General features: G+C 74.3%; 18 protein-coding genes. 5 read left to right on the forward strand and 13 right to left on the reverse strand.

Translation table 11 applies throughout. The annotated features are described in order from the left end of the window. Nucleotides 1-4: 4 nt before the first annotated feature. The 6 genes from BJY16_RS44605 to BJY16_RS44630 all read right to left on the reverse strand — a co-directional run bounded on the left by BJY16_RS44605 (nt 5) and on the right by BJY16_RS44630 (nt 9,936). On the reverse strand, nt 5-1,153 hold the full coding sequence (locus tag BJY16_RS44605; protein WP_185045735.1) for a hypothetical protein: 1,149 nt from the start codon (nt 1,151-1,153) through the stop codon (nt 5-7). A gap of 2,102 nt (nt 1,154-3,255) precedes the next feature. Next, complete coding sequence (locus tag BJY16_RS49090) at nt 3,256-3,693, reverse strand: hypothetical protein (protein ID WP_185045736.1); 438 nt, start codon at nt 3,691-3,693, stop codon at nt 3,256-3,258. A 2,286-nt stretch (nt 3,694-5,979) separates the two neighbouring features. Next, complete coding sequence (locus BJY16_RS44615) at nt 5,980-7,725, reverse strand: replication-associated recombination protein A (protein ID WP_185045737.1); 1,746 nt, start codon at nt 7,723-7,725, stop codon at nt 5,980-5,982. A gap of 128 nt (nt 7,726-7,853) precedes the next feature. Continuing rightward, a complete protein-coding gene (locus tag BJY16_RS44620) occupies nt 7,854-8,069 on the reverse strand; it encodes a hypothetical protein (RefSeq protein ID WP_185045738.1) in 216 nt (71 codons plus the stop codon). Further along, the gene (locus BJY16_RS44625) at nt 8,069-9,343 is read right to left on the reverse strand and encodes an MFS transporter (protein ID WP_185045739.1); all 1,275 of its coding nucleotides are present in this window, start codon (nt 9,341-9,343) and stop codon (nt 8,069-8,071) included. The genes BJY16_RS44620 and BJY16_RS44625 overlap by 1 nt, the downstream gene beginning before the upstream one ends. A gap of 2 nt (nt 9,344-9,345) precedes the next feature. Continuing rightward, nucleotides 9,346-9,936: a helix-turn-helix domain-containing protein gene (locus tag BJY16_RS44630; protein WP_185045740.1), complete on the reverse strand. Its 591-nt coding sequence runs from the start codon at nt 9,934-9,936 to the stop codon at nt 9,346-9,348. A 125-nt stretch (nt 9,937-10,061) separates the two neighbouring features. Between BJY16_RS44630 and BJY16_RS44635 the strand changes: the two genes are divergently transcribed. After that, complete coding sequence (locus tag BJY16_RS44635) at nt 10,062-11,168, forward strand: questin oxidase family protein (protein ID WP_185045741.1); 1,107 nt, start codon at nt 10,062-10,064, stop codon at nt 11,166-11,168. A gap of 51 nt (nt 11,169-11,219) precedes the next feature. Here the strand turns inward: BJY16_RS44635 and BJY16_RS44640 are convergent, their stop codons facing one another. The 6 genes from BJY16_RS44640 to BJY16_RS44665 all read right to left on the reverse strand — a co-directional run bounded on the left by BJY16_RS44640 (nt 11,220) and on the right by BJY16_RS44665 (nt 18,479). Further along, the gene (locus tag BJY16_RS44640; protein ID WP_185045742.1) at nt 11,220-11,708 is read right to left on the reverse strand and encodes a GyrI-like domain-containing protein; all 489 of its coding nucleotides are present in this window, start codon (nt 11,706-11,708) and stop codon (nt 11,220-11,222) included. 65 nt (nt 11,709-11,773) lie between these two features. After that, a complete protein-coding gene (gene aspS, locus BJY16_RS44645) occupies nt 11,774-13,576 on the reverse strand; it encodes an aspartate--tRNA ligase (protein WP_185045743.1) in 1,803 nt (600 codons plus the stop codon). Nucleotides 13,577-13,734: 158 nt separating this feature from the next. Beyond that, a complete protein-coding gene (locus BJY16_RS44650) occupies nt 13,735-14,244 on the reverse strand; it encodes a hypothetical protein (RefSeq protein WP_185045744.1) in 510 nt (169 codons plus the stop codon). A gap of 1,709 nt (nt 14,245-15,953) precedes the next feature. Further along, nucleotides 15,954-16,733, reverse strand: coding sequence for a 2-phosphosulfolactate phosphatase (locus tag BJY16_RS44655; protein ID WP_373873420.1), 780 nt, complete (start codon nt 16,731-16,733; stop codon nt 15,954-15,956). A gap of 133 nt (nt 16,734-16,866) precedes the next feature. After that, a complete protein-coding gene (locus BJY16_RS44660; protein WP_185045745.1) occupies nt 16,867-17,211 on the reverse strand; it encodes a hypothetical protein in 345 nt (114 codons plus the stop codon). A 77-nt stretch (nt 17,212-17,288) separates the two neighbouring features. Further along, nucleotides 17,289-18,479 (reverse strand): alanine racemase, encoded by a 1,191-nt coding sequence (locus tag BJY16_RS44665; protein WP_185045746.1) that lies wholly within the window; start codon nt 18,477-18,479, stop codon nt 17,289-17,291. Between the two features lie 50 nt (nt 18,480-18,529). Here BJY16_RS44665 and BJY16_RS44670 point away from each other — a divergent pair, with 50 nt between their 5' ends. Continuing rightward, on the forward strand, nt 18,530-19,450 hold the full coding sequence (locus tag BJY16_RS44670; protein WP_185045747.1) for an aminoglycoside phosphotransferase family protein: 921 nt from the start codon (nt 18,530-18,532) through the stop codon (nt 19,448-19,450). 59 nt (nt 19,451-19,509) lie between these two features. Here the strand turns inward: BJY16_RS44670 and BJY16_RS44675 are convergent, their stop codons facing one another. Then, complete coding sequence (locus BJY16_RS44675) at nt 19,510-21,138, reverse strand: beta-N-acetylhexosaminidase (RefSeq protein WP_185045748.1); 1,629 nt, start codon at nt 21,136-21,138, stop codon at nt 19,510-19,512. A 74-nt stretch (nt 21,139-21,212) separates the two neighbouring features. Here BJY16_RS44675 and BJY16_RS44680 point away from each other — a divergent pair, with 74 nt between their 5' ends. From BJY16_RS44680 to BJY16_RS44690, 3 genes are read left to right on the forward strand one after another with little or no spacing between them, the layout of a single operon-like run. Then, nucleotides 21,213-22,622: a helix-turn-helix domain-containing protein gene (locus BJY16_RS44680; protein ID WP_185045749.1), complete on the forward strand. Its 1,410-nt coding sequence runs from the start codon at nt 21,213-21,215 to the stop codon at nt 22,620-22,622. Then, the gene (locus tag BJY16_RS44685) at nt 22,619-23,980 is read left to right on the forward strand and encodes an amidohydrolase family protein (RefSeq protein WP_239176825.1); all 1,362 of its coding nucleotides are present in this window, start codon (nt 22,619-22,621) and stop codon (nt 23,978-23,980) included. The genes BJY16_RS44680 and BJY16_RS44685 overlap by 4 nt, the downstream gene beginning before the upstream one ends. Beyond that, on the forward strand, nt 23,980-24,360 hold the full coding sequence (locus BJY16_RS44690) for a RidA family protein (protein WP_185045750.1): 381 nt from the start codon (nt 23,980-23,982) through the stop codon (nt 24,358-24,360). Before BJY16_RS44685 ends, BJY16_RS44690 begins: the two co-directional genes overlap by 1 nt. The last annotated feature ends 423 nt before the right edge of the window (nt 24,361-24,783 follow it).

The raw sequence follows: 24,783 nt of genomic DNA on the forward strand, positions 1-24,783 counted from the left end.
CGCCTCACGACGCCTGGGGTGTCGGCTCCAAGAGTGGATCGGCGTCGTCCAGCGTCGGTTCCGGCGTCACGCCGACCGGCCCCGGGTTCTTGTCGACCTTGCCGCGCTCGTCACCGATCTCGTACTGCACCTTGATGCTGACCGTCGATCCCTCGCACTTGCCCGCGCCGGTCTCCCCGGCCTCGGCCGCGTCGCTGCCGGCCGGCGGGACCGCCTCCTGAGCCACCTGGTCCACCGCGCAGCCCGGCAGGCTGACCAGCATGTCCAGGTTGTACTCGTCGCGTTTCCAGCAGGAGTAGACGCCGTTCTCCGGGTCGACCCGCACCTCCGGGCAGCCCTTGACCTTCCACCGCTGCCACCCGGCCTCCTCCAGCGCCTTGGTGTAAGCCTGCGCGGTCTCCTGGAACGGGTGCTCGGAGTCGGCCAGCCGTTCCCGCAGCCGGCACTCGAAGAAGCACCAGCGGCTGCCGGTGGCCACGTCCTGCGGGTTCTTGTCCGCCCAGGCCGGCACGTTCAGCGCGTCCAGTGAGGCGAAGACCGGGTCGCTGGCGACCGCGCGCAGCCCGAAGAAGGCCGGCAGCACCAGCAGCACCACGGCCGCCAGGGTGGAGAGCGTGATCAGCCGCAGGCGCCGCTGGGTGCGCAGCTTCTGGCGAAGCTCACCGCGCAGGCCACCCTCCGGTTCGCCGCCGGGTCCGCTGCCGCTCCCGGCCTTTTCCGGTACGGCCGCAGCGGCTTTCGCCACACCCTTCTCCGGTACGCCGGCGGCCCCGCCCACGCGAGCCACAGCGATCGTCCCGGTCCCGTTCGCGAACCGGTCCCCCGGGCCGTCCCCGTCACCGGGTCCCTCCCCGAAACCGTCACCGAAGCCGTCGGCCGATCCGTCGCCGAAGCCGTCGGGTCCCGCTCCGAATCCGTCGGGTCCCTCGCCGAAACCGTCGCCGTCGCCGGGTCCCTCGCCGAAGCCATGGCCAGGGCCGAAGCCGTCCTCGGGGGCCTTGCCCGGTGCCGGCACCGCCGCCGAGGCCGCGCCACGGGGGACGACCGCTGCTGAGGCCGCGCCGCCGGGCACCGCGGCGGCGCCGCGTCCCGGGCCGCTGCCGGGCACACGGGCGGCGCCCCGCCCGGGACCGCCCGGGTTGCTCCCGGGCACGCTCGCGGCACCACGGCCCGGGCCAGCCGGACCGTTGCCGGGCACGCCGGCCGCACCACGACCCGGACCCGCCGGACCGTTGCCGGGCACGCCGGCAGCGCCACGACCCGGACCGTTGCCGGGGACTCCGGCGTTGCCGCGGCTGGGACCGCCGTTCGGGTCGGCTCCGGGCGCGCCGGCCGCACCCCGGCCGGGAGCGCTTCCCGGCACCGAGGCGGCGCCGCGTCCCGGACCGGACGGACCGTTGCCGGGCACGGCGACGGACGCCGCGCCGCGCGGCACGGCACCCGGGTCACCGGTCTCCGGGCTGCCCGGACCGCTGGCCGCTCCGGCACCGCGCGGCGAACCGCTCGGGCCGCCGGCCTCCGGACCACCGGGTCCACCCTGGCCGGGCACGGCTACCGAGGCTGCCCCGCGTCCCGGACCGCCCGGACCGCCCGGACCGCCCGGACCGTTACCGGGCCCACCCGCGGGTCCATTGCCGGGCACCCGGGCGGAACCGTTGCCCCGTCCGCTACCACCCCGGCCTCGGGCCGGACCGGTTCCCGACCCGGTACCGGACGCACCGGCCGGACCACCGCCGGCCATCCCCGCAGGTCCGTTCGGGCCGCCTCCGGGCATGCCCGCCGGACCGTTCGGGCCGCCTCCGGGGATACCTGCCGGACCGCTCGGGCCGCCTCCGGGCATACCTGCCGGACCGCCGGGGCCGTTGCCGGGCATGCCGCCGGGGCCGTTGCCGGGCGTGCCGGTGGGGCCGTTGCCCGGAACTCGTGCCGCGCCGCTGCCCGGACCACCCCGGCCGCGAACGGCGGCCGCGCCCGCGGCGCCGGCCCGTGCGCCGCCGGCCGCGGATCGGCCACCGCGCCTTCCGGGCGCCGGGGACACCGGACCGCTGCTGGCCATGCCCTGCTCCGGCGCGCCGGTTCCGGCCGCGAAGCCCTGGCTCTGCTCCGGGCCCATGCCATGACGACCCGCCGGCCCCTCAGGACCGCCGGGCGCGAAGCCCTGACTCTGGTCCGGACCGACCGGGCCACGACCCCGGCCCTGCCCCTGGTTCTGCTCAGGGACCGCCCGGCGACGCCGGCCGCGCGAGGTCGGCTGTTCCGGCCCAGCCGGGAAGCCCTGGCTCGCCTCGGGCCCACCGGCACCGGGCGGGAAGCCCTGACTCTGGTCCGGGCCGCCCCTGCCCGCCGGGAAACCCTGGCTCTGCTCGGGCCCGCCGCGACCGGCCGGGAAACCCTGGCCCTGTTCAGGCACACCGCGGCCGGCGGGAAAACCTTGACTCCGGCCCGGGTCACCCGTGCCGGCCGGGAAGCCCTGGCTCCGGCCTGGGTCACCCATGCCAGCCGGGAAACCCTGGCTGCGGCTCGGATCCCCGGTGCCGGCCGGGAAACCCTGGCTGCGGCCCGGATCCCCGGTGCCGGCCGGGAAACCCTGGCTGCGGCCCGGATCGCCCGTGCCAGCCGGAAAACCCTGGCTCTGGCTCGGATCGCCCATGCCGGCGGGGAAAGCCTGGCTCTGGCTCGGGCTGCCCATGCCGGCCGGGAAGCCCTGGCTCTGGTCGGCAGCGCCGCGGCCGGCCGGGAAGCCGGGCTCGGCCTGTGCGCCGACCAGGTCGGCGAAGGGGGAGTCGGCCGGGATCCGGCTGCCCGCTGTGTCGCCGCGACCGCGCCGGCCCGGACCCGGCTGGCCGGGTACCGGGACACCGCCACCGGGGCCCGGGTTCGCGCCCTGCCGGCCCGCGGTCTGCTGACCCGCTTCGAGCGAACGCCGGTCCGTGGTGAAGCCGTCCTCGTCCGGCTGGAGCTGACCGTTGCCGCCGCGCGGACCGGGACGCTGGATGACACCCGAGGTGCTCTCCGCCATCGCGCCCGCGCGCCCGGGCACGGCCGGGGCACGCTTGCCCTGCCGTCCCGGCACCACCGGCGGCACCACGGCAGCAGCTCGGATCGGCCGCCCGTCACCGGGCCCGGCCCGCCGGGGACCGGGCACGCTGCCCGTGCCCGCTCCGCCCGGCTGCTCCGGACCCTGCGGCCCTTCACCGGGCCGACCCGGCCTCCCACCCGGTCCACCGGGACCGCGCTGACCAGCACCGGGACCATTCAGGCCACCAGGACCGCCCGGGCCACCAGGACCGCCGGGATTCGGACCGCCAGGACCGTTGGGACCGCTAGGACCGTTGGGGCCACCAGGACCGCCCGGACCGCCGGGACCGTTGGGGCCGCCAGGATTACGGTCGCCAACACCCGGACCGCCGGGACCACGCTGGCCGGCGCCCGGACCGCCGGGACCACGCTGACCAGTGCCCGGACCGCTGGGCATGCCGGGGCCGCCGGGCCCGGCGGGAACGCCACGACCTCCGGGGCCGCGCTGCGGCGCGCCCGGACCACCTGCGACGCCAGCCTGACCGGCCGCGCCCCGCGGACCGGAACCCGGGCCGCCGACTCCGGCGGGACCGCGCTGACCAGCGCCGGGAACGTTCTGCGGGCCGCTGTCCGGTTCGGCGGCACGACGGCCGCCCCGCCCACGCGGAGCGTCACCGGGACGGACGAACCCGTGCGCACCGGTGTCGGCGCCTACCTCGCGGCCGCCATCCGGCGCTTCGTGCCGTCCGGTGCCCTGCTCCGGGACAGCCGCATGACCTGCCCGGTGCCCGGCCGGACCCTCCGGCTGCGCGTGCGCGCCCGAGACCGGCCGCGCCGAGCCACCACGCATCCCAGCGGGACCACCCACGGGTCCGTCCGGCTGTGCGTGCGCGCCCGAAACCGGCCGCGCCGAACCACCACGCACCCCACCGGCAAACCCGTCCGGCTGCGCGTGCGCGCCGGAAACGGGCCGGGCCGAACCACCACGCGTCCCCCCGGCAAACTCGTCCGGCTGCGCGTGCGCGCCGGAGACCGGGCGGGCCGAACCACCGCGGACCCCGCCCGGACCAGCTGCCGTTCCGTCCGGGGCAGCGTGCGAGGGAGCGGCGTGCGAGGTCGGCGCACCGGAGACCGGGCGCGGCGCGCGGCCGCCGTAACCGCCGTCCGGGTCGCCGAAGCCACCGGGCTGCGCACCGCCAGGAACGCCCGCGCCATAACCACCGGGCTGCGCGCCGCCGGGCTGTGCACCGCCGGGTGCGGCCGCGCCGTAACCACCGGACTGCGCGCTGCCGGGTGCGGCCGTGCCGTAGGCACCGGGCTGGGCGCCACCGGGCGCGCCGGACACCGGGCCCGGGGCGGTGGCGCCGTAGACGCCGGGCTGGCCGGCCGCCTCGGCGCGGGCACGACGGTTGCGTCCGCGGCTGGTCCGCTCGGCGGGATCGCCCGGGGCACCGGCTCGGCCCCGGCCGTCGTCAGCGCCCGGGATCGGGCCGGTCTGGTAGACGCTCGGCGGGACCGGGTCAGCCTGGTAGACACTCGGCGGCACGGGGTCGCCGGGGAAGCCGCCACCGGCCGGCGGGATCGGCCCGGTCTGGTAGACGGCGGGCGGGATCGGGCCGGACTGCTGGGCGTCGCTACGGAACCGGTCACGGGCCGGGCCGGCCGGGGAGGTCGGGCGGATGCCGGGAGAGACCGGGCGTACGCCGGAAGTCATCGCACGGGGCTCACCCGGCGTCGCGCCGCGCGGATCGACCGGCGCGGCGCCTCGCGGATCCGGCGCGGGACGCGCGCCGGGGATCTCCGGAGCGTTCCCGGAGCGCGGCACCACCGGCGGCGCGGCGGGATCCGGATAGCCCGGAGCGCCACCCGGCTGACCGGCCTCGGGCGGCATACCGGCCCGGCCGGGCGACACCGGCGCGCCGGGCATGCCCCGGCGGGCGGCCGGAGGCATCTGACCGGGCGGCATCTGACCGGGCGACACCGGCTTCGGCGGGAGCTGACCGCCGCCACCGCGCTGACCGGGCGGCACCTGGCCAGGCATCGGACCCTGCTGGCCGGGCCGTCCCGGCGCTCCACCGGGCGGCATCGCTCCGGGAATCGCGCCGGACATGTGACCGGGCGCTTGTCCCTGGGGCCGGCCGGGAGCCTGCCCCTGGGGCTGACCGGGCCTCTGCGGCTGGCCGGGCATCTGCCCCTGCTGTCCGCCGGGGATCGGGGCGCCCCGCTGGCCGGACGGCACCGCGCCGGGCGGCATCTGCCCCTGCGGACCCATTTGCCCTTGAGGACCCATTTGCCCCGGCACTCCGGGACGACCGGGCGACACCTGCCCCGGTCCTCCAGGACCGCCTAGCTGCGCCGCCGGCATCTGACCGGAAGGCATCTGACCGGGAGCGGGCTGCCCCGGATTCACCGGCGCGGCGGCGCCCTGAGCGCCAGGACCCATCCGCCGGACCGGCGGCGCCTGCCCGCCAGCGACCGCGCCGGAACCGGCAGCACCGGCGGGACCACCGGAAACCGGCCCGGGACGCGACCCGGGCGCGGGAGAACGCTGCGCCGGGCCGGAGTACTCCCCCGACCCCGCCTGCCAGCCGGGCGCGGGCGGGCGCTGCACCGGGCCGGAGAACTCACCGGAACCGGCCTGCCAGCCGGGCGCCGGACCACCCGCGGCCGGCTCGTCCGGCTCGAAGCCGCCGCCGAAGACCGGGCCGTCGTCCTCCGGGCGATCGTCCGGGCCGGGCGCCATCCGGCCCGACTTGCTGGTCCGGGCCTCACCGGGCGCAGCACCGGGGCCGATCGCACCGCCCTGCTCCTTGGCCGACCACAGGTCGTCGAGCCAGCCGGTCTCCTCGCGCGGGATCTCGACCGGCTCGGCCGGCTGCTCGGCGCGGCCACGCCCGAAGCGGCGGCCCTTCTTGCCGCCGCCCTGCCCGGCGTCGTCGGGCCGTTCGGCTCCGCGCGGAGTCACGGCTGTTCCTTCCCGGCGGCGTCGCCGCTCTCGTCTGACCGCACTTCGTCACCCTCGGCATCCGGTCCGGCCGCTGCCGCACCCGATCCCGTCACCGCCTCCGGCCCGTCGGCCACGACCGACGCCTCCGCATCGGCCACGGCATCCCCGGCTGGAGCGGAACCGCCCGGAGCACCGGCCACCGACGACCCCGCCGGAGCGGGAGCGCTAGGAGCACCAGCAACCGACGACCCCGCCGGAGCGGAATCCACCGGATCACCGGCCACCGGACCCGCCGAGGCGGATGCCGGCGAACCGGAGGCCACCGGCGACTGTGACGCATCCGGGCCCGGAGCACCACCCGCCGCGCGGTTCGCCCTGCCCGCCGAAGCGGCACGGGGAGCCAGCCCCCGCACGATCCGGCGCAGGCGAGGCACCCGCTCACCGACGGCGCGCTCGGCCCCGTGGTCGGTCGGCCGATAGTAGTCGGTGCCGACGAGATCATCGGGGACGTACTGCTGGCGGACGACGCCTCGCGGGTCGTCGTGCGGGTAGCGGTAGCCGCGACCGTGACCAAGACCACGTGCGCCGGAGTAGTGCGCGTCGCGCAGGTGGGTCGGCACCGGCCCGCCCCGGCCGGCCCGCACGTCGGTCATCGCCGCGCCGATCGCCGTGGTGACACTGTTCGACTTGGGGGCGGTGGCCATGTGCACGACCGCCTGGGCCAGGTTGAGCTGGGCCTCGGGCATGCCGATCAGCTGCACCGCCTGGGCCGCCGCGGTCGCCACCAACAGCGCCTGCGGGTCGGCCATCCCGACGTCCTCGCTCGCGAAGATCACGATGCGCCGGGCGATGAACCGCGGGTCCTCGCCGGCCACGATCATCCGGGCCAGGTAGTGCAGCGCGGCGTCCGGGTCGCTGCCCCGCATGCTCTTGATGAACGCGCTGGTCACGTCGTAGTGCGCGTCGCCGTCCCGGTCATAGCGCACGGCCGCCACGTCGACCGCGCGCTCCGCGGTGGCCAGGTCGATCTCGGCGGCGCCCTGGGCGAGCGCGGTGCTCGCGGCGGCCTCCACGGCGGTCAGCGCCTTGCGCACGTCGCCCGCGGCCAGCCGTACGAAATGGTCCTCCGCCTCGGAGGAGACCGTGACCGCCCCGCCCAGCCCGCGCGGATCGGTGATCGCGCGCCGGATCAGCCGGCGCACGTCATCCTCCTGCAGGGCTTGCAGGGTCAGCAGGACGCAGCGGGAGAGCAGCGGCGAGATCACCGAGAAGTACGGGTTCTCGGTGGTGGCGGCGAGCAGCGTGACGGTCCGGTCCTCGACCGCGGCGAGCAGCGAGTCCTGCTGGGTCTTGCTGAAGCGGTGCACCTCGTCGATGAACAGGACGGTCGGCGGGCCGCCGCGCCGGCGCTCGGTGCGCGCCGTGTCGATCACCGCGCGCACGTCCTTCACCCCGGCGGTGAGCGCGGACATCGCCACGAACTTGCGGTCGGTGGCGTGCGCGACCAGGTGCGCGATCGTGGTCTTGCCGGTGCCGGGCGGCCCCCAGAGGATCACCGACATCGGGCTCGACCCGGTCACCAGCTGGCGCAGCGGCGCGCCGGGGGCGAGCAGGTGCTGCTGCCCGACGAGCTCGTCGATGCTGGCCGGGCGCATCCGGACGGGGAGGGGGGCATCCGCCGCGGGTGCGCCGAAACCGGCGGCCGGAACCGCTGTCGACGAGTCCGGCTGCGCGAGTGAGAAGAGCCCGTCCATGTCCATCGCAACCGACAGTACCGGCCCTCACGGGCCGATCCGAAATGCGACCTGGCCACCTGTGGACACGCTCCCGGCCCGCTAACGCACCGCTACTGAGCGTGTGCGCGCGGGCCGGAGAAGAGCGGGTCGGGTCAGCCGCGTCCGGGGCGGCGGCCGTAGAAGCGGCGGCCGGAACCGGAGCCGGTGGCCGGGCCGCTGCCGACGCCCGCGAGGTAGAGCGCGAGCAGCAGCAGGCCGAGCGAGGCCATGGTGGAGAAGTTGAACAGATCGGGGGCGCCGAAGTTGGTGTTCAGCAGGTCGGCGAGCAGGTAGACGCCGAAGACGACGGCGGCGGCGATAGCGAGCATCAGGTTCCTCCGGGGGTGAGAGCCGATGTGGGGCTGGTACCCGTATCGATGGGTTCCCGAAACTTGGGTTTCACCAGATAGAGCGGCGCCGCGGCGGCGAGCACCAGGCCGCCGACGACGATCGCCGCGCTGACGCTCACGCTCTGTGCGAGCGCGGTCAGCAGGATCGCGCCGATCGCGAAGCCGGGCTGGCCGACCATCGAGTTGAGCGAGAGCAGGCTGGTCCGGAACTCCCCCTCGGCCTGCCGGTGCAGCAGGCCGGCGTGCACCGGGTTGGCCGCGCCGTGCACCGCGTAGGTGAGCAGGAAACCGGTGATCACCCCGGCCGGCCCGGCCAGCAGCCCCATCCCGACGATGGTCAGCCCCTGCAGGATGCGCAGCGCGAATCCGGTCCACGGCGCGCCGATCCGCCGGATCAGCAGCGGGATCAGCGCCGCGCCGGCCGCCGAGGCGCCCCACGCGACCGAGCTGACCGGGCCCATCAGGGCGGCCGCCGCCTCCTCGCCCGACGTCACCTCGGCGAGCCGGATCGGCATGAGTTTCTCGAAGGTGACCATCCCGAAGCTCCACAGCAGCTCCACCGCCATCAGCGCCAGCACCACCCGGGAGCGGCGGGCCAGGCCGAGTGCGGAGCCGATCGCCACCGGCACGCCACGGATCGAGGCGACCCAGGCGGCCGCACCGCGGGCGGGGCGGTCCTCGACCATCAGCAGGATCAGCGACAGCGTGCTCACCGCGCTCAGCCCGAGGGCGGCCACCACCGGCACGGTCAGCGCGCTGACCGGCCCGATCGGGCCGAGCCAGACCAGGCCGCCGCTGATCAAAGCGCCGCCGGCGACGGCGAGGCTGAGCGCGACCTCGCCATGGCTCAGACCGGTCTCGATATCGGCGTCCCGGTCCACGGCCAGGGACTCGTCGACGAACCAGGAGTCGAGCGGCCCGCTGTCCAGCGCCCGGAAGATGCCCTGCAGGAACCAGGCCGCGGCGAACAGGGTGACCGAGTCGGCGACACACATGACGGAGAGCGAGACCAGGTTGACCGCTCCGGCGATCAACAGCACCGGACGGCGGCCGAGCGCATCGGCCAGACCACCGGTGGGCAGCTCCAGGACCAGAACGGTCAGGCCCTGGACCGCGGCGACCAGCCCGGCCTGGGCGATCGTCAGCCCACGGTCGAGTGGGAGCAGGGTCAGCATCGGGATGGTGAGGCCGACCGGGAGCCACCGCACCACGATCAAGAACAGGAACCTCAACCGGATCTGACGTACGTCCATGGTCACGCCCCGGCCTCCGGCTCCTGGATGTGCGGCAGGCCGGCCACGTAGACGGCGACCGGGCGCGCGTCCGGACCGGGCTCGTCCTCACCGAGCCGCCGATATCGGTCGATCACCTCCTCCAGCTCCCGGAACAGCGCTTCGGTCTGCGCCGAGCCGAGGTGCAGCATGTAGTCGGAGATGCCGGCCACCTCCTGCCAGGCCTCGGGCTCGTCGGGCAGCGCGCGCCGCCAGTGCCGAGCCAGCTCGGCGAAGCGGTTGACCTGCTCCGCCTCCAGCCACTCGGCGGCCGCGGTGGCCTCCGGGTCGCCTTCGTAGTAGCTGCGCCGGAAGTTGGACATGTCGTGCGCGGCGCGCCACCAGCGCTGCCGGCCGGATCCGGGGCGCTCCTCCTCGACCACCAGCCCGACCTCGGCGAGCTGGCGCAGGTGGTAGCTGGTCGCGCCGGTGTTGGTCCGCAACACGGCGGCGAGCCCGGTGGCCGTGGCCGGGCCGGCCCAGCGCAGCTGGCCGAGCAGCCGCAACCGCAACGGCTGGGCGAGTGCGCGGATCTGCGGTCCGCTGAGCTGTACCTCACTGAGTTCCTCCGCCATGCATCCACAATAACTATGCACAGATATTGTGCAAAGCCTTTGTGCACGATCGGCATGGATGCGTCCTGACCTGCAACATTGATGAGCTTGCGCTCAACCTCGGTTTAAGTAGCAAGCTCAGGAGCATGGAAAACGGGACACTCGACGAAGCGCTGCAGCGACTGCACCGGACCGGTCCGGAATTCGACGGCTGGCTCTCCAACCACGCGCCGATGGCCGCCGAGGCGCTGATCCGGCACGGGCATGCCGGCGACGTGCACCAGTGGATCGACGACTACCTGGACCACCTGGAGGAGGTGCCGCGCGGGATCTCGCCGATCGCCGCGGACGGGTGGCGCGACCCGCTCGGCGACTCCTCGCGTACCGGAGACTGGTTGGTGTTCTTCGAGCGGGAGGTGCGGGCGCAGCCGTGGCGGGACGTGCTCGCCGCCTGGTGGCCGCGACTGCTGCCGGGGATCGCGGCCGGCGCCACGCACGGGGTGATCAGGGTCGGTCATGCGGTGCGGGCGCTGCTCGACGAGGAGACGCCGGTCCGGGTGGCCGAGCTGGGACAGGGGCTGGCCTACTGGGCGGCGCGCTGGCAGCCGCTCGCGCCGGCCGGGCAGGGACCCTATCGCGCCGGTGATCCGCGGGCCGCGCTGGACGCGGTGCCGCGGGTGCCGGACCAGCGGTTCGGGATCCGCAGCCGGCTCGCCCAGCTCGCCGACCTGCCCGCCTGGCCGCGAGCGGCCGGCGCGGTGCCCGGGGAGGGAGAGGTGGCGGATCGGCTCCGGGCGATCGTCACGGCCGCCGTTCAACGACATCTGCGGTACGGGTACGGCAGCCCCGTGATGATGGTGCACGCCGCCACCGCCCCGGCCGCGGTGCTGCGCGCCCTGCCCGCGTTGCCGCCGGAGCTGGGTCTGCCCAGTCTCGAAGCGGCCTGGGCGGCGTCGGCGGCGGTGACCGCGGCCTACTCCCCCGCCGAGCCCGACCCCGCCGTCGCCGCGACCTCCCCCGGCGAACCGGAACCCGCTGTCGCCGCGACCTCCTCCTCCCGGGAGCCGGGCCCCGCCCTGATGCAGGACGGCTCGCCGGATCCGGACGAGGTCTTCGACCGGGCGGTGGCCTCCGGGGACGCGCACGCGATCAAGTTCGCCGACGCGGCCGTCGAGATGTGGCGGGCACGGCCGGACCCGGTGCTGCTGCACGCCGCCAGGCATGGCACCGAGCTGATCGGGCCGGCCGCCTGACCACGGCGGGTGCTTACCGCGTACCGGAAGGGACGAAGCGGACCGCGACCGTCAATCGGCCAGTTTGAAGAGCAGGACCGTCTCCCATTTGTGCATGTCGGGCTGCTCGGCCGGGTTGGTCATCAGGATCTCCAGCCGGGCGCTCCACCGCTCGCCGGTCGGCGTCGGCGTCATGTCCCAGGCCAGCCCCTTGCGCTGGGCCCAGTCGAGCAGGCGCGCGGTCACCGCCATCAGCCCGTCCGGGTGACCGACGTGGGTGACCGTGGCATAGCGGCCGGCCGGCAGCTTGTCGACGAAGAGCGGCGGCTCGACCTGGACCGGGCCGGCGACCGGGATGCCGGCCTCGACGACCATCTCGGCCGCCATGTCGATCATGCGGTAGCGGAAGAACGGGGCGCCGGTGACGTGCACGCCGCGCTGCGCCAGGCCGGAGAACATGGTGGGCAGATGGTCGGCGACACGGGCGAACTCGATCATCGTGATCGACTCGCGGCGTCCGACATAGGGCTGCTCGGCACACTGCACGATGGTCGGCTCCACGCCGACAGTCTCACAAAACAGGTGCGGCCCCGCATCTCGATGCGGGGCCGCCACCAACAGCGTCGTCAGTTGGACCGCTCCACCGGGACGGCCTGGCCGTCGGTGCCGGGCGTGCCGGCCGTCGCCTTCGGCTTGGCGTCGACGCCGGCCTCCAGGCGCTGCTGCGCGGTGATCGGGGTGGGCGCGCCGGTCAGCGGGTCGAAGCCGCCGCGGCTCTTCGGGAACGAGATGACCTCGCGGATCGAGTCGAACCCGCCGAGCAGCATGCAGGTCCGGTCCCAGCCCAGCGCGATGCCGGCGTGCGGCGGCGGGCCGTACTTGAACGCCTCGAGCAGGAAGCCGAACTTGTCCTGCGCCTCCTCCGGGGTGATGCCGAGCAGGTCGAAGACCCGGCTCTGCACGTCTCCGCGGTGGATACGGACGCTGCCGCCGCCGATCTCGTTGCCGTTCACCACGATGTCGTAGGCGTAGGCCAGGGCCTTGTCCGGAGCGGACTCGAAGGTGTCCAGCCACTCGTCGTTCGGCGAGGTGAACGGGTGGTGGACGGCGGTCCAGCCGCCCTCGTCGGTCTTCTCGAACATCGGGGCGTCGACCACCCAGCAGAACGCCCAGGCGCTCGGGTCGATCAGGTTCGCCCGCTTGGCGATCTCGATGCGGGCCGCGCCGAGCAGCTCCTGCGCCTCGCGGCGCTCGGTGCTCGCCGCGAAGAAGACAGCGTCGCCCGGCTTGGCGCCGACCGCGTCGGCCAGGCCGGCCAGGTGCGCCTCGGACAGGTTCTTCGCGACCGGGCCGCGGGCCGCGCCGGTCTCCGCGTCGAGCACCACATAGGCCAGACCGCGGGCGCCGCGGGCTTTCGCCCAGTCCTGCCAGCCGTCCAGCTCCTTGCGGGTCTGCGAGGCGCCGCCCGGCATCACCACGGCGCCGACGTAGCCACCGGCGTCGATCGCGCCGGCGAACACCCGGAACTCGGTGCCGCGCAGGTACTCGGTGAGCTCGACCAGCTCGACGCCGTACCGCAGGTCGGGCTTGTCGGAGCCGTACCGGTTCATCGCGTCGGTCCAGGTGATCCGCGGGATCGGCAGCTGCACCTGGTAGTCGGCGAGCTCGCTCCACAACCGGGAGACGATCTCCTCGCCGAGCGCGATGATGTCGTCCTGCGTGACGAACGACATCTCGATGTCGAGCTGGGTGAACTCCGGCTGCCGGTCGGCGCGGAAGTCCTCGTCGCGGTAGCAGCGGGCGATCTGGTAGTAGCGCTCCATGCCGGCCACCATCAGCAGCTGCTTGAACAGCTGGGGGGACTGGGGCAACGCGTACCACGAGCCGGGCTGCAGGCGGACCGGGACCAGGAAGTCGCGGGCGCCCTCCGGCGTCGACCGGGTCAGGGTCGGCGTCTCGATCTCGTTGAAGTCGTGCGCGTGCAGGACCTCGCGGGCGATCTGGTTGGCGCGGCTGCGCAGGCGCAGCGCCTTCGCCGGGCCGGACCGGCGCAGGTCCAGGTAGCGGTACTTCAGCCGGATGTCGTCGGAGGCGGTGATCGCGTCGTCGATCGGCAGCGGCAGCGGGGCGGCCTCGGAGAGCACGGTCAGCTCGGTGGCGACCACCTCGACGGCGCCGGTGGCGAGCTCCGGGTTCTCGTTGCCGGCCGGGCGGGCGTTGACCTCGCCGACGACCTTGACACAGAACTCGTTGCGCAGCGCGTGCGCGTCCTCCTCGCGGAAGACCACCTGCACCACACCGGAGCCGTCCCGCAGGTCGACGAAGATGACACCGCCGTGGTCGCGCCGGCGGGCCACCCATCCGGCAAGCGTCACCGTCGTGCCGGCGTCAGTGGCACGCAGACTGCCGGCGTCATGGGTCCTGATCACGGAAACGTCTCCTAACCGAGTTTCGCGGGGCGCACCCGACATTCTGTCAGCACCCCGTCCCCGCCCGCGCCACGGGCCACTTTCCCCCGATTCGCTCCCGCCCCGCCGACACCCCTCCGGCCCGTCACCCGCACGCCACTCGGGGCCGGTCCACAGCCCTATTCCGGCACCAGCCAGGAAGTGGCCCGCAGCCCAGCCGTGCCGATCCCGCCCACCTCAGTGATCTCCACCAGCACCAACTTGGCCGGCTCCGCCGCGGTCAGCACGCACAGCGCCGCACCCTTTCTGACCTGCACCTCAGCCCCCGGCCCGAGCGGCCCGGTGCGAATCGCCCGCAGACACCCCGCCGCGTCGAGATCGCCGTTCGGCACGCTGCTCCCGGCCACCGAACCCACCGCCAAGGTCAGCCGAGCCGGCCCATTCCCGCACCGGCTGTCATAACGCAGATCCGCGACCTGCTCGGAAACCCCGGCGCGAGGTTCGTCGAGATCCAGGTAGACCAGCGCGGCACAGCCGATCCGCACATGCAGAGCCTCTTTCGCGTACGTCACCGCCGGCCCCACCGACGACTGCGCCACCGTGGGAACCGCCTCAGGCGCCGCCACCGGCGTGGCAACCAACCGGTAGACGAGATACCCGCTGGCCCCACTCCCGGCCAGCGCCAGCAAACTGACCAGCAGCGCGACAACCGCCAGCCGCCGTCCACCCTTACCCCCGGGAGCCGGCAGCCGCTCGGTAGCCCCTTGCTCAGTGGGCCACCAAGGCGTCCGCGAAACCCCCACGTCCCCGGAAGTCACCCCCACCGACGGCGGCCCCGGCACCTCCCGCGTCCGCCCCGACGCCGCCTGCACCCCTCCCGGCACCGCCCGCACCCCTCCCGGCGCCGCTTGCACCCGTCCCGACGCCGCTTGCACCCGACCCGGCGCCGCCTGCACCGGCCCCGACGCCGCCTGCACCCGACCCGGCGCCGCCTGCACCCGACCCGGCGCCGCTTGCACCCGCCGCCCCGGCGCCGCCTGCACCCGGCCCGACGCCGCTTGCGCCCGACCCGGCGTCGCCTGCACCGGCCCCGGCGCCGCCTGCACCCGACCCGGCGCCGCCTGCACCCGACCCGGCGCCGCTTGCACCCGCCCCGGCGTCGCCTGCACCCGACCCGACGCCGCTTGCACCCGCCCCGGCGCGGCCTGCACCCGACCCGGCACCGCTTGCGGCCGCCCCGACGCCGAGCCCGCCTCGTCCCGATTTCTCCCGCCGGCCAGCGCACCCGCGTCTGAAGAGGAGCCCTCCGCGAGCCCCTTCCCCGGACCCGCCGGCACACCCACTCCCGGCGACGAAATCTCCGACACCCGCGATGCCGCGGCCCGCGAAGAACCCGCACCCGACGAATTTCCGCCAGACCTCGAACCCGAATCCCCTGGCCGAGCAGCCCGATCCCGACTCGACCGAGGCCCCGGCACCCGCCCAGTCCCCAAGTCCCCCGACCGCTGCGGATATGCCTGCCGAATCAACCCTGGCCGAGCACCCTCCGCCGAACTCCCTGTCCGCCCAGCCGCCGCCACCGAGCGCCCCGCACCCACTTCTGCGCCCGCGCCCATCACAGCCTCTGCCTCAGGACGCTCGGCCGCGCTCGCCACACCTCCCGGCGTCCCGGGACCCTCACCGACACCCGCCGCAGCGCTCGTCTCCGGCCAACCAGCCGGACCGGCCGGGGCATCGGAAGCCAAACGGCCGCCTCTCCTCACCACCCCGGGTGGCGTGGCCGCCCCGACAGCCCGCGTGGCCCTGACAGTGGGGTCCTCCGGAGCGACCCGACTCCCCGACCCCGCTGCCTGACTGACGTAACCGGCCAGCCCCGACTGGTCCCACTCCTCCGGTCCCGCCGGATCGACCCGGCGCTCCCGGCCTTGGGCCCCCTCCTCCGGCCCCGCCGAACCATCCCGGCGCTCCCGGCCTTGGGCCCCCTCCTTCGGCCCCGCCGAATCGTCCCGGCGCTCCCGGTTCAGGGCCCGCTCAGAAGCATTCTGACCAGCATTTTCGGAGTAACTGGCTGCACGAAAAACAGGCAAGAGGAATCCTCCAGCACAGTAGGCGAAACCTCCCAAATAGGCTAAATACTTCCGATCTCCAACAACATCCCCCAGCGAGGCGACCCCACGCCGCCCAGCCCACGCCCCACCCGGCCGCCCACAAACTCAGCACCGCCCAGCCCACACCCCACCCGGCCGCCCACAAACTCAGCACCGCCCAGCCCACACCCCACTCGGCCGTCCGCAAACTCAACGCCGCCCACCCCACGCCCCACCCGGCCGTCCGCAAACTCAGCACCGCCCAGCTTGAACCCCTCTCCGACCCAGCACTCCCGGCACAGCCCTCCGGATCAGCGCTTCTCACCAGTGGGAGCCGCCCGCCGGTACCACCCCTCGTGGAGCACCGGAACGACGTCCGTCGAACCCACCTCCCCGGCGATCACCACGTCGTCGCCGAATCCGATAGCCGCCAGCTCCCGGCCCGACCCCGCCTCAGCGAGAGCCTCCGGAAGGCGGTCAGACACCGACCGATATGCCGCTACCGCCACCTCCGCCTCCGGCGAGCGGTCCCCGAACCCGTCGAGGAACGCCCCCGCACCCCACAGGTCCTCCACCGCCGGCCGCAACGACCCGTCCGGCCACCGCTCCCCCGCCGCGATGACGGCAACCGTCCGCCCCGCGGCTCGCTCCCGAACCCACACCGCGGCCGCCGCCGCGTTCCGCAGACTGACGCCCACCACCGTCACCCCGTCACTCCCGTCGGCACGACCGCCCGCGAGGTGGGCGGAGATCGCCGAACCGTTGGGCGACGGCAGCACCAGCCGCTCGATCGAGCGCTGGGCCGCCACCCGCCGGATCGCCGCCGGCGACAGGCTGATCTCGTCGGGACCGGCCACCGACCGCCCCACCGCCAGCTCTGCGCCGTGCCGGGCAGCCGCCTCCGCCGCGCTGTCGTCCCGCCACGGGTAGGGCAGCACCGCGACCCCGTGCTCCACCGCGACGCTCAACGCCGTGGTGAACGACAACACGTCCACCACCGCCACGAACGCCGCCCCGGCCGCAACCGCCTCCGCCCCGGCAAGCCCCCACTCGAAGCGAGCCCGATAGCGCTCCTGCCCGAACACTCGCACCCCGTCCACCTCTCACCGACCGGCCAGCCCGTTCGACCGATCCCGCCGCGAAGCCACCCTCACCCATCACCACCGCGAGGGCGTCCCACGAACCAACGCCTCGCCAACCAGACGCCTCGCCGTCCAGCGGCCCTCACCGGAATTCCCGGACCACCTCGATCGTCCCGACGATGTGGTCGTTGAACTCCTCGAGCTCCTCCGCCGGAACCCACAGCTCCAAGATCGTGTCCCCACCCGCCTGCCGCACCGGATAGCGAGCCGCGAACGCCGCGTCCACCTCGAACCGGGTCACGAATCCCACTCCGGAGGCGGGCACGTTCCAATCCCGAGCGATCCGCACCGCGTAGTCCTCGTTCAGCACCGGGTAGAAGATCGGCTGGTCGGGCAACCGAGGTGGCCACCGCCGCCATCCCGAGGCCCGCACCAACTCGAGCTCTCTCGGCCCGGTCGGCCGCCAGAGTGTCAAGGTCTCCGTCATGCCGCGCAGTCTTCCAACATCGACTCCTCCTCGTCGCCTTGTTTCCGCCGGCCGCGGGCCCCGGTCGGGGACCACGATCAGAAGTGGGTGTGCAGCACGCCCACCACCCGCCGGTCCTCATCCACCACCGGGATGTCCCGCCACTTGTCGAACGCGGTGCACGGATGCGAGATCCCGAACCTGACCAGGTCACCCGGCACCAGCTCGACGCCGTCGCCCACCTCCAGATAGGTGTGGTGGTCGTTGAGCCGCGTCACCCGCAGCCCTTCGGCAGATGACGCGGCGCCATCACCTCGCCGGATCTCCAGCGGCACCGGCAGCCCCTCGTCGAACGGCGCGTCCCGCTTGCCCATCCCGGCCAGCGCCAGACCGGGCTCGGGCGCCGACAGCACCTGCGCCCAGATCTCCAGAGCCGCCACCAGCGACCCGTCCGCGGGCACCCGGGCGAACGGCGTCCGCTCCCGGTAGAAGCCGTCATCGTGGGTGACCGAGGCCCCGCTGCGCAGAATCAGCCGAGCCCGCCCCGCCAACCCGGCGAGCCGGTCGGTCACCCGGTCGAACCACGCGCTGCCACCAGCCGAGACGATCGGCTGCTCCGGCAGCAGCCCGTCCCGGGTCAACCGCTCGAAACCGGCGACCAGGTCATCGAGGTAGGCGTCCACACCGGCCTGGTCGGCGAGCTGCCCCTCATATCCGGTCACGCCGACCAGCTCCACCCCCGGCTCGCCGACGGCGGCCCGCGCAACCTCGACCAGCTCGTCCAGCGTGCGCACCCCGGTCCGGCCACCCGGATGTCCCAGCTCGACCAGGACACGGGCCCCGCCCGCCGCACCCGCCGCCCGCACCCCGGCGACCGAGTCGACCTGGAAGGAGACCTCCCCACCGGCCGCGCTCTCGGCGGCCAGCCAGCTCAGAGCGGTGTGATCGAGAACCTGGTTCGCGATCAGCACCCGCGGCACGCCGAGCCGCCGCAGCACCAGAGCCTGATTGGCGGTGGCCACGGTCAGCCCCCACGCGCCGGCACGCAGCTGCGCGTCGAACAGGCCGGGCGCCATCGTCGTCTTGGCGTGCGGCGCGAAGTCGAACCCGTGCCGCCGGCAGTAGGCAGCCATCGCGGCGATGTTCGCCTCCACCGCCGCTCGCCGCACCACCAGGAGCGGCCAGGTGAAGCCACCCCCGAAGATACTCGGCCGATCCGCCGCGAGCTGCTCGGCGGTCCGGGCGCCGTGGGGCAGCCAGAAACCCTTGCTCCGCCAGTCGATCGTCACCCTCGGCCTCCCTCGGTCGTGGTCTTGTAGCCGCTTGCCAGACTGCTCGCATGGTCGAGATCACCGTGCCGAGCACATTCGCCCGTCAGGTCGCGGAGTGCTGGGGAGCCGACGGCATCCGGTGGCTGGCCGCTCTGCCGGAGACGGCCAACGAGGTCCTGCGGGACTGGGATCTCCGTCTGGACCGCATGTATCCGCTGAGTCTGAACTGGGTCACCCGGGTGCGCCGCGCCGACGGATCGGCCGCGGTGCTCAAGATGGGCGTGCCGGAGGGCGGACACATCGCGGGCGAAGCCGTCGCACTCGAGTTTTTCGGCGGGCACGGCGCGATCGCGGTGCTCGCCCACGACCGGGCGCGCGGCGCGCTGCTGCTGGAGGAGGCCGCACCGGGGGTGCCGGCGCGGTCGCTGGTGCCGGATCGGGACGAGGCCGCCACCGCCACGCTGATCGAGGTGATCCGCCGCCTGCACCGGCCCGCACCGCCCGGCATCCCGATCCCCGAGCTGGCCGCGCGTCGCGCGTCCTTCGACGGGCACCTGGGGCGTTTCCCGGGCGACGATCCGCTGCCGCGGCATCTGGTCGAGCGCGCGGGACACCTGCTCACCGAGCTGTGCGCGACCGCCACCGAGCGGGTCGTGCTGCACGGCGACCTGCACCATGACAACGTGCTCACCGCCGACCGGGAGCCGTGGCTGGCGATCGATCCGCACGGGGTGGTCGGCGACCCCGGATATGAGATCGGGGCGATGCTCTACAACCCGGACCCGATGGATGACGACGACACCGTGCTCAAGCTGGTGCCGGCCCGCATCGAGCAGCTCGCGGACGGTCTGGGCATGCCGATCGAACGCGTGGTGGCCTGGGGTTTCGTTCAGGCGGTGCTCTCCGAGGTGTGGAATGCCGAGGGGGTGGGCAAGGGCACCGGGCGGCCGCTGCGCCTGGCCCACCTGCTGCTGCCCCGGCTGCCCTGAGCCGGGCCGCGCCAGGCGGCTCCGCTGGGTGACGCCGCCGCTGGGGCGGCCTGCGGCCATCATGCGGGCGCCTGGTCCAGGTCCGCGGTCATCTCGCGCAATTCCGCGAGACGATCCTTGACGGTACGAGGGTGGCCGGGCGCGTCCGGTCGTGCGTCCCACGGGCGGGGTCCGGACAGTGGCCGATAGTTCACCCCGAGGGCATCCAGCCTGGTCAGATGGGTCGCCAGCCGGGTGGAGAACGCGGCGAAGTCACGCTCGGCCGGCCCCCAGACCGTCTCGGCGAACGCGCAGAGTCGCGGAAAAGCCTGGTAGTCGACCCGGCGCGCGGACTCCATGTGCTCGGTCCAGAGGTTGGCCTGGCCGCCCAGGATCCGGCCGGCCTGCTCCGGGGTGAGGCCGGGCGGGACCGGGTCGAAGGCGTGCACGTCGGCGAGGGTGAGCAGGGTGCCCACCGGGGTCGGCTCGGCCGGGTCGTCGGACTGCCGATAGTCCAGGTAGACCGAGGTGTCGGGGCAGGAGACGACGGCATGTCCGGCGCGTGCCGCGTGGGCTGCAGGCCCGACGCCTCGCCACGCGGCGATCACCGCCCCGGGTGGCGCGCCGCCGGCCAGGATCTCGTCCCAGCCGAACAACCGGCGCCCTCGGGCGGCGAGATGCTCGGCCAGCCGAGCGGTGAACCAGGCCTGCAGCCGCTCCGGGCCGACCAGTCCCTCGGACCGGATCCGGGCCTGGGCGATCGGGCTGTCCCGCCACTCCTCGGCCGGGCACTCGTCCCCGCCGATCCCGATCAGCTCGCCGGGGAACAGGTCGCAGAGATGGTCGAGCACCGCGAGGCAGAAGTCGAGGGCCTCCGGCCCCAGGTTGAGCACGTGCGTCGAGATGCCCCACGAGCTGCGGACCGGACCGGCGAAACCGTTGCCGAGCTCCGGGTACGCCGCGATCGCGGCCTGCATGTGCCCGGGCATGTCGACCTCCGGCACCACGGTGATGTGCCGCGCCGCGGCGAACGCGACGATCTCCCGCAGGTCGTCGTCGGAATAGAAGCCGCCGTGCGGACGGGCGTCATAACGCTCGTGCTGCCGGGAGCCCACCATGGTGGCCGGTCGCCAGGCGCCGACCGAGGTGAGACGCGGACGGCCCGGCACCTCGAGACGCCAGCCCTGGTCGTCGGTGAGATGCAGATGCAGCACGTTGAGTTTGTGGAAGGCCAGCAGGTCGATCAGCCGCAGCACGTCGGCGACCGGCATGAAGTGGCGCGCGACGTCGAGCATGACCCCGCGCCAGCCGAAGCGGGGCGCGTCCTCGATCCGGCCGCCGGGCAGCGTCCAGCGACCACCGGCCAGGCGGCCGCGGCGTAGCGTGGCTGGTGGAAGCAGCTGGCGCAGGGTCTGTGCGCCGTAGAAGACACCGGCCGCGGAACCCCCGTGGATGTCGACGCCGGTGGGGCGGATGCCCAGTGCGTAGCCCTCGTCGGGGAGCCCCGGATCGACCCGCAGCCGGATGCCGCCGGAACCGGGTGGCAACGGACAGCCGGTGGCCGGCCCCAGCGAGCCACGCAACCAGATGGCCACCTCGGTCAGGTCCGCAGGGGCGTCGAGAGGGGTGGCCTGGTCGAGCGGAAAGCCGTCACCCGCCCGCTGGATCCGGACAGGGCTCGGAACAATGCTCGTAAGTAGCTCGTTCATCCCGGCTCCTTGACCTGGCGGGCGTTTTCCAGGAGGCTACTACGAGCTACATACGAACCACCAGAGGAGACGCGATGGTCATCGGGATCGTGGTCCACTCCGGTCAGCGTGGCCGCTTCACCGAGGCGGCCCGGACGCTGACCGGCGTCTCCTTCGCCTGGGCGGTCTATGACCAGGAGGACGAGATCCGTGATCGGGTCGGTCACCTGCTGGCCACCGGCACGATCGACGGCCTGCTGCTCGGCCTGGTTCCCTATGCGCGGGCCCGGGACCTGTTGCCCGTCGGCCTGCCGGTCACGGTCACCCGCTCCGCCGCACTCGACCTGGCCCTCGCCTGGGCGCGGGCCCGTGGCAACGGATGGCCGGCCACCCCGGTCAGCATCGACACCTTCTCCGAGGAGACGGTGACCGAGGTGGCCGACGCGCTGGGGCTCGACCGGTCGGCCATCGCCACCCTCCCCTTCCAGCCGGAGCAGCCGGTGGCCGAGGTGGTGGCGTTCCACCGAGAAAGGCTGGACATCACCGGCGCGCCCTATGTGGTCACCGCACGCAGCGGTGTCGCCGCCGCGCTGGACGGCCGGACCGCGGTGCTGCAGGCGGTGGCCACCCCCGGCACCATCCGAGCCGACCTGCACGAGCTGGTCCTCCGGGTGCGTGGCCGTCAGGCGGATGAGCAGCGGTTCGCCGCCGCGGTGTTCCGGGCTCCGGAGTCCGGCGCCCGGGAGGCGCTGCGCCGGTCGCTGTCCGAGCTGCCGGAGCTGGCCGACGCCTGGATCGACGACCACGGACCACGGGCGGTGATCGCCTTCGCTCCGGCCGGTGTCTTCCAGACCATGACTCAGCACTGGGTCCACCTGCCGTTCGGCGAGGCGACCGGTTTCCACGGCCGCTCCTCCGCCACGGATCCGTCACCCGGCGAGGCGATCGGCGACATCCACCGCAGCGCCCCGCCCGGCGACGGCGTGCCGGTCGGCGGCGCGGCGGTCGACGGCGCGGCGGTCAGCGGTGCGGCAGTCAGCGGCGCGGCGGTCGGCTTCGGGATCGGGGCCTCGGCGCGCGGCAGCGTCGCGCTGGCCGAGCAGGCGGCGGACCGGGCCGAGCGGGACGGCACCGCGGCCGGCTACCTGATCACCGACGACGGCGTGATGATCGGCCCGATCGGCGCCGCCGGGCCGCCGCTCACCTATACCTACCGGGAGCACGGCGCCCTGGAGGAGCTGGCCGGCCGGGCCGGGCTGAGTGCCGCCACGATGTCCCGGCTGGCGGCGCTGGAGCGTTCGCTCGGCGGCCGCCCGGTCACCCCGGGCGAGCTGGCGCGGGCGCTGGGGATCACCGACCCGAGCGGGCGCCGTCTGATCCGGAAGCTGGGTGAGGCCGGGCTGGTCGCCGGCGAGGGCAGCGCCCAGCCGCACCACAAGGGCCGCCCCACCCGCCTCTACCGGCTGGCGATCCAGGCGGCCCTGGCCACCGGAGGCGACCGATGACCTACGACCTCCTGCTGACCGGCGGCACGGTCCTGACCGAGGACGTCACACCGACCGACCAGCCTGTGCGGACCGACCAGCCGATGCGGACCAGCGAGCCGGGGCCGGCCGGCGGCGAGACAGTGAGCACGTCGCAGCAGGACAGGGTCCACGACGCGGTGCTGGCCGGGGGCCGCGTGGCGGACGTGGCGGTCCGCGATGGGCGGATCGCCGCGGTGGGGACTGGTCTTCCCCGGGACGCGCGTCAGGTCGTGGACGTGAGCGGGCGACTGGTCACGCCCGGGCTGATCGACCTGCACACCCATGTCGGCCCGGGCTATTGGGGGATCGACCCGGACCCGGTCGCCTGGCATTCCGGGGTGACCACCTGGGTCGACGCCGGGTCCGCCGGGGCATACACGCTGGACGGCCTGCGGCGGGTCGCGGCCGGTGCGACCGTGCGCGTTCCGGCGCTGCTCAACATCTCCGCGATCGGGCTCGCCGGGCGCACCGGCGAGAGCCGCGACCTGGCCAGCTGCGACGTCGCTCTGGCGATCGACACGATCCAGGCGCACCGCGAGCTGGTCCGCGGGATCAAGGTGCGCATCGACCGGGAGACGGTGGGTGACAACGGGGTCGAGCCACTACGCCGTGGCCTGGCGGCGGCCGAGGCCTGCGGCGTCCCGGTCATGGTCCACATCGGGACCGCTCCGCCGGGGCTCGACGAGGTGCTGGACCTGCTGCGCCCCGGCGACATCGTGACCCACTGCGCCAGCGGCATCGCCGCCCCGCTCGGCCCCGCCGTGCACGCCGCGGCGGAGCGCGGGGTGCTGCTCGACCTGGGCCACGGCTCCGGCGGTTTCGCCTTCGACGTGCTGGCCGCGCAGCTCGACGCGGGGTTGCGGCCCGACACGATCTCCACCGACCTGCACGCGCGGTCGCTCTACGGGCCGGTCTTCGACCTGCCCACCACGATGGCCAAAGCTCTCGCGGTCGGCATCCCGCCGTCCGAGGTGATCGCCGCGGTCACCAGCCGACCGGCCCGGGCGCTGGGTCTGCCCGGCGGGACGCTCGTGGTGGGCGCTCCCGCCGACCTGGCCGTCTTCGAGGTGCGTGCCGGGGAGTTCCCGGTCATCGACGCGCACCGGCAGGTCCGGGTCGCACCGATGCGGCTGGTGAATACCGCGACCTACGTGGCCGGACGGCTGCTCACGCCACGGTTGCCGGGGCCGCCGCCACCATGGATCCCGCTCACCGACGGGCAACGCACCGCCCTGGCCGAGCGGGCGAACCACATCCGTGACCTGCTCGCCACGCCCCTGGTGGGCCTGGACGGGCTGGCCGAACAGTTCCCTAGAGATCAACCGAGGAGTTCCTGATGCCCAAGCGCGCTGTGATGACCGACAAGGCGGCACCGGCCGGTGGCCCGTACTCGCATGCGGTCGTGGCCGGCGACACCATCTACCTGGCCGGCGCGGTCCCGGCGCTGCCCGACGGGACCTGGGTGACCGGCAGTTTCGCCGAGCAGGCGCACGCCGCGTTCCGCAACCTGGCGGCGGTCGCGGAGGCGGCCGGCGCGAGCCTGGACGACGCCGTCCGGGTCGGCGTCTACCTGCGGGATTTCGGTGACTTCGCCGAGATGAACGAGATCTACCAGCAGTACATCAAGGGGGAGAACCGCCCGGTCCGCACCACACTGCCGGTGCCGCTGGTCGGCTTCGACATCGAGATCGACGCCATTCTCTACGTCGGCGACTGACAGCCGGCGGAGCAGGCGACGAGGTAAGAGCGAGGAGCAACGCGAGGAGCGAGGCAAGGAGCAACGCGAGGAGCGAGGCAAGGAGCAACGCGAGGAGCAAGGCAAGGGGCCAGGGCGAGGAGCGAGGCAAGGGGCCAGGGCGAGGAGCGAGGCAAGGGGCCAGGGCGAGGAGCGAGGCAAGGGGCCAGGGCGAGAACGAGGAGCGAGGCGAAGGGCGACGGCGAAGGAGTGAGGGCTGGAGACTAGGAGGAGGGCGAGAGGCGGGTGAGGGATGGCGAGGGCAGGCGGGTGAGGGCGAGGCGGTGAGGGGTCCGGGTCGGAGAGTGGGACCGGGATAGGGCGGGACTCTCCTGGGTAGAGGAAGTGCCATGCCTAAACCCGGAGAGTTGCTCGGCGGACGGTACCGGCTGGACGAACGGATCG

It is taken from the genome of Actinoplanes octamycinicus (assembly GCF_014205225.1).
GTDB classification, from domain to species: Bacteria; Actinomycetota; Actinomycetes; order Mycobacteriales; family Micromonosporaceae; genus Actinoplanes; species Actinoplanes octamycinicus.

Excerpts from the sequence above, each read along its gene's own strand:
- BJY16_RS44660 (WP_185045745.1), bottom strand. The coding sequence starts at position 17,211 with ATGACGGAGACCTTGACACTCTGGCGGCCGACCGGGCCGAGAGAGCTC.
- BJY16_RS44620 (WP_185045738.1), bottom strand. The coding sequence starts at position 8,069 with ATGCTCGCTATCGCCGCCGCCGTCGTCTTCGGCGTCTACCTGCTCGCC.
- BJY16_RS44680 (WP_185045749.1), top strand. The coding sequence starts at position 21,213 with ATGGTCATCGGGATCGTGGTCCACTCCGGTCAGCGTGGCCGCTTCACC.
- BJY16_RS44615 (WP_185045737.1), bottom strand. The coding sequence starts at position 7,725 with ATGGACATGGACGGGCTCTTCTCACTCGCGCAGCCGGACTCGTCGACA.
- BJY16_RS44685 (WP_239176825.1), top strand. The coding sequence starts at position 22,619 with ATGACCTACGACCTCCTGCTGACCGGCGGCACGGTCCTGACCGAGGAC.
- BJY16_RS44690 (WP_185045750.1), top strand. The coding sequence starts at position 23,980 with ATGCCCAAGCGCGCTGTGATGACCGACAAGGCGGCACCGGCCGGTGGC.
- BJY16_RS44625 (WP_185045739.1), bottom strand. The coding sequence starts at position 9,343 with ATGGACGTACGTCAGATCCGGTTGAGGTTCCTGTTCTTGATCGTGGTG.
- BJY16_RS44675 (WP_185045748.1), bottom strand. The coding sequence starts at position 21,138 with ATGAACGAGCTACTTACGAGCATTGTTCCGAGCCCTGTCCGGATCCAG.
- BJY16_RS44630 (WP_185045740.1), bottom strand. The coding sequence starts at position 9,936 with ATGGCGGAGGAACTCAGTGAGGTACAGCTCAGCGGACCGCAGATCCGC.
- BJY16_RS44635 (WP_185045741.1), top strand. The coding sequence starts at position 10,062 with ATGGAAAACGGGACACTCGACGAAGCGCTGCAGCGACTGCACCGGACC.
- BJY16_RS44670 (WP_185045747.1), top strand. The coding sequence starts at position 18,530 with ATGGTCGAGATCACCGTGCCGAGCACATTCGCCCGTCAGGTCGCGGAG.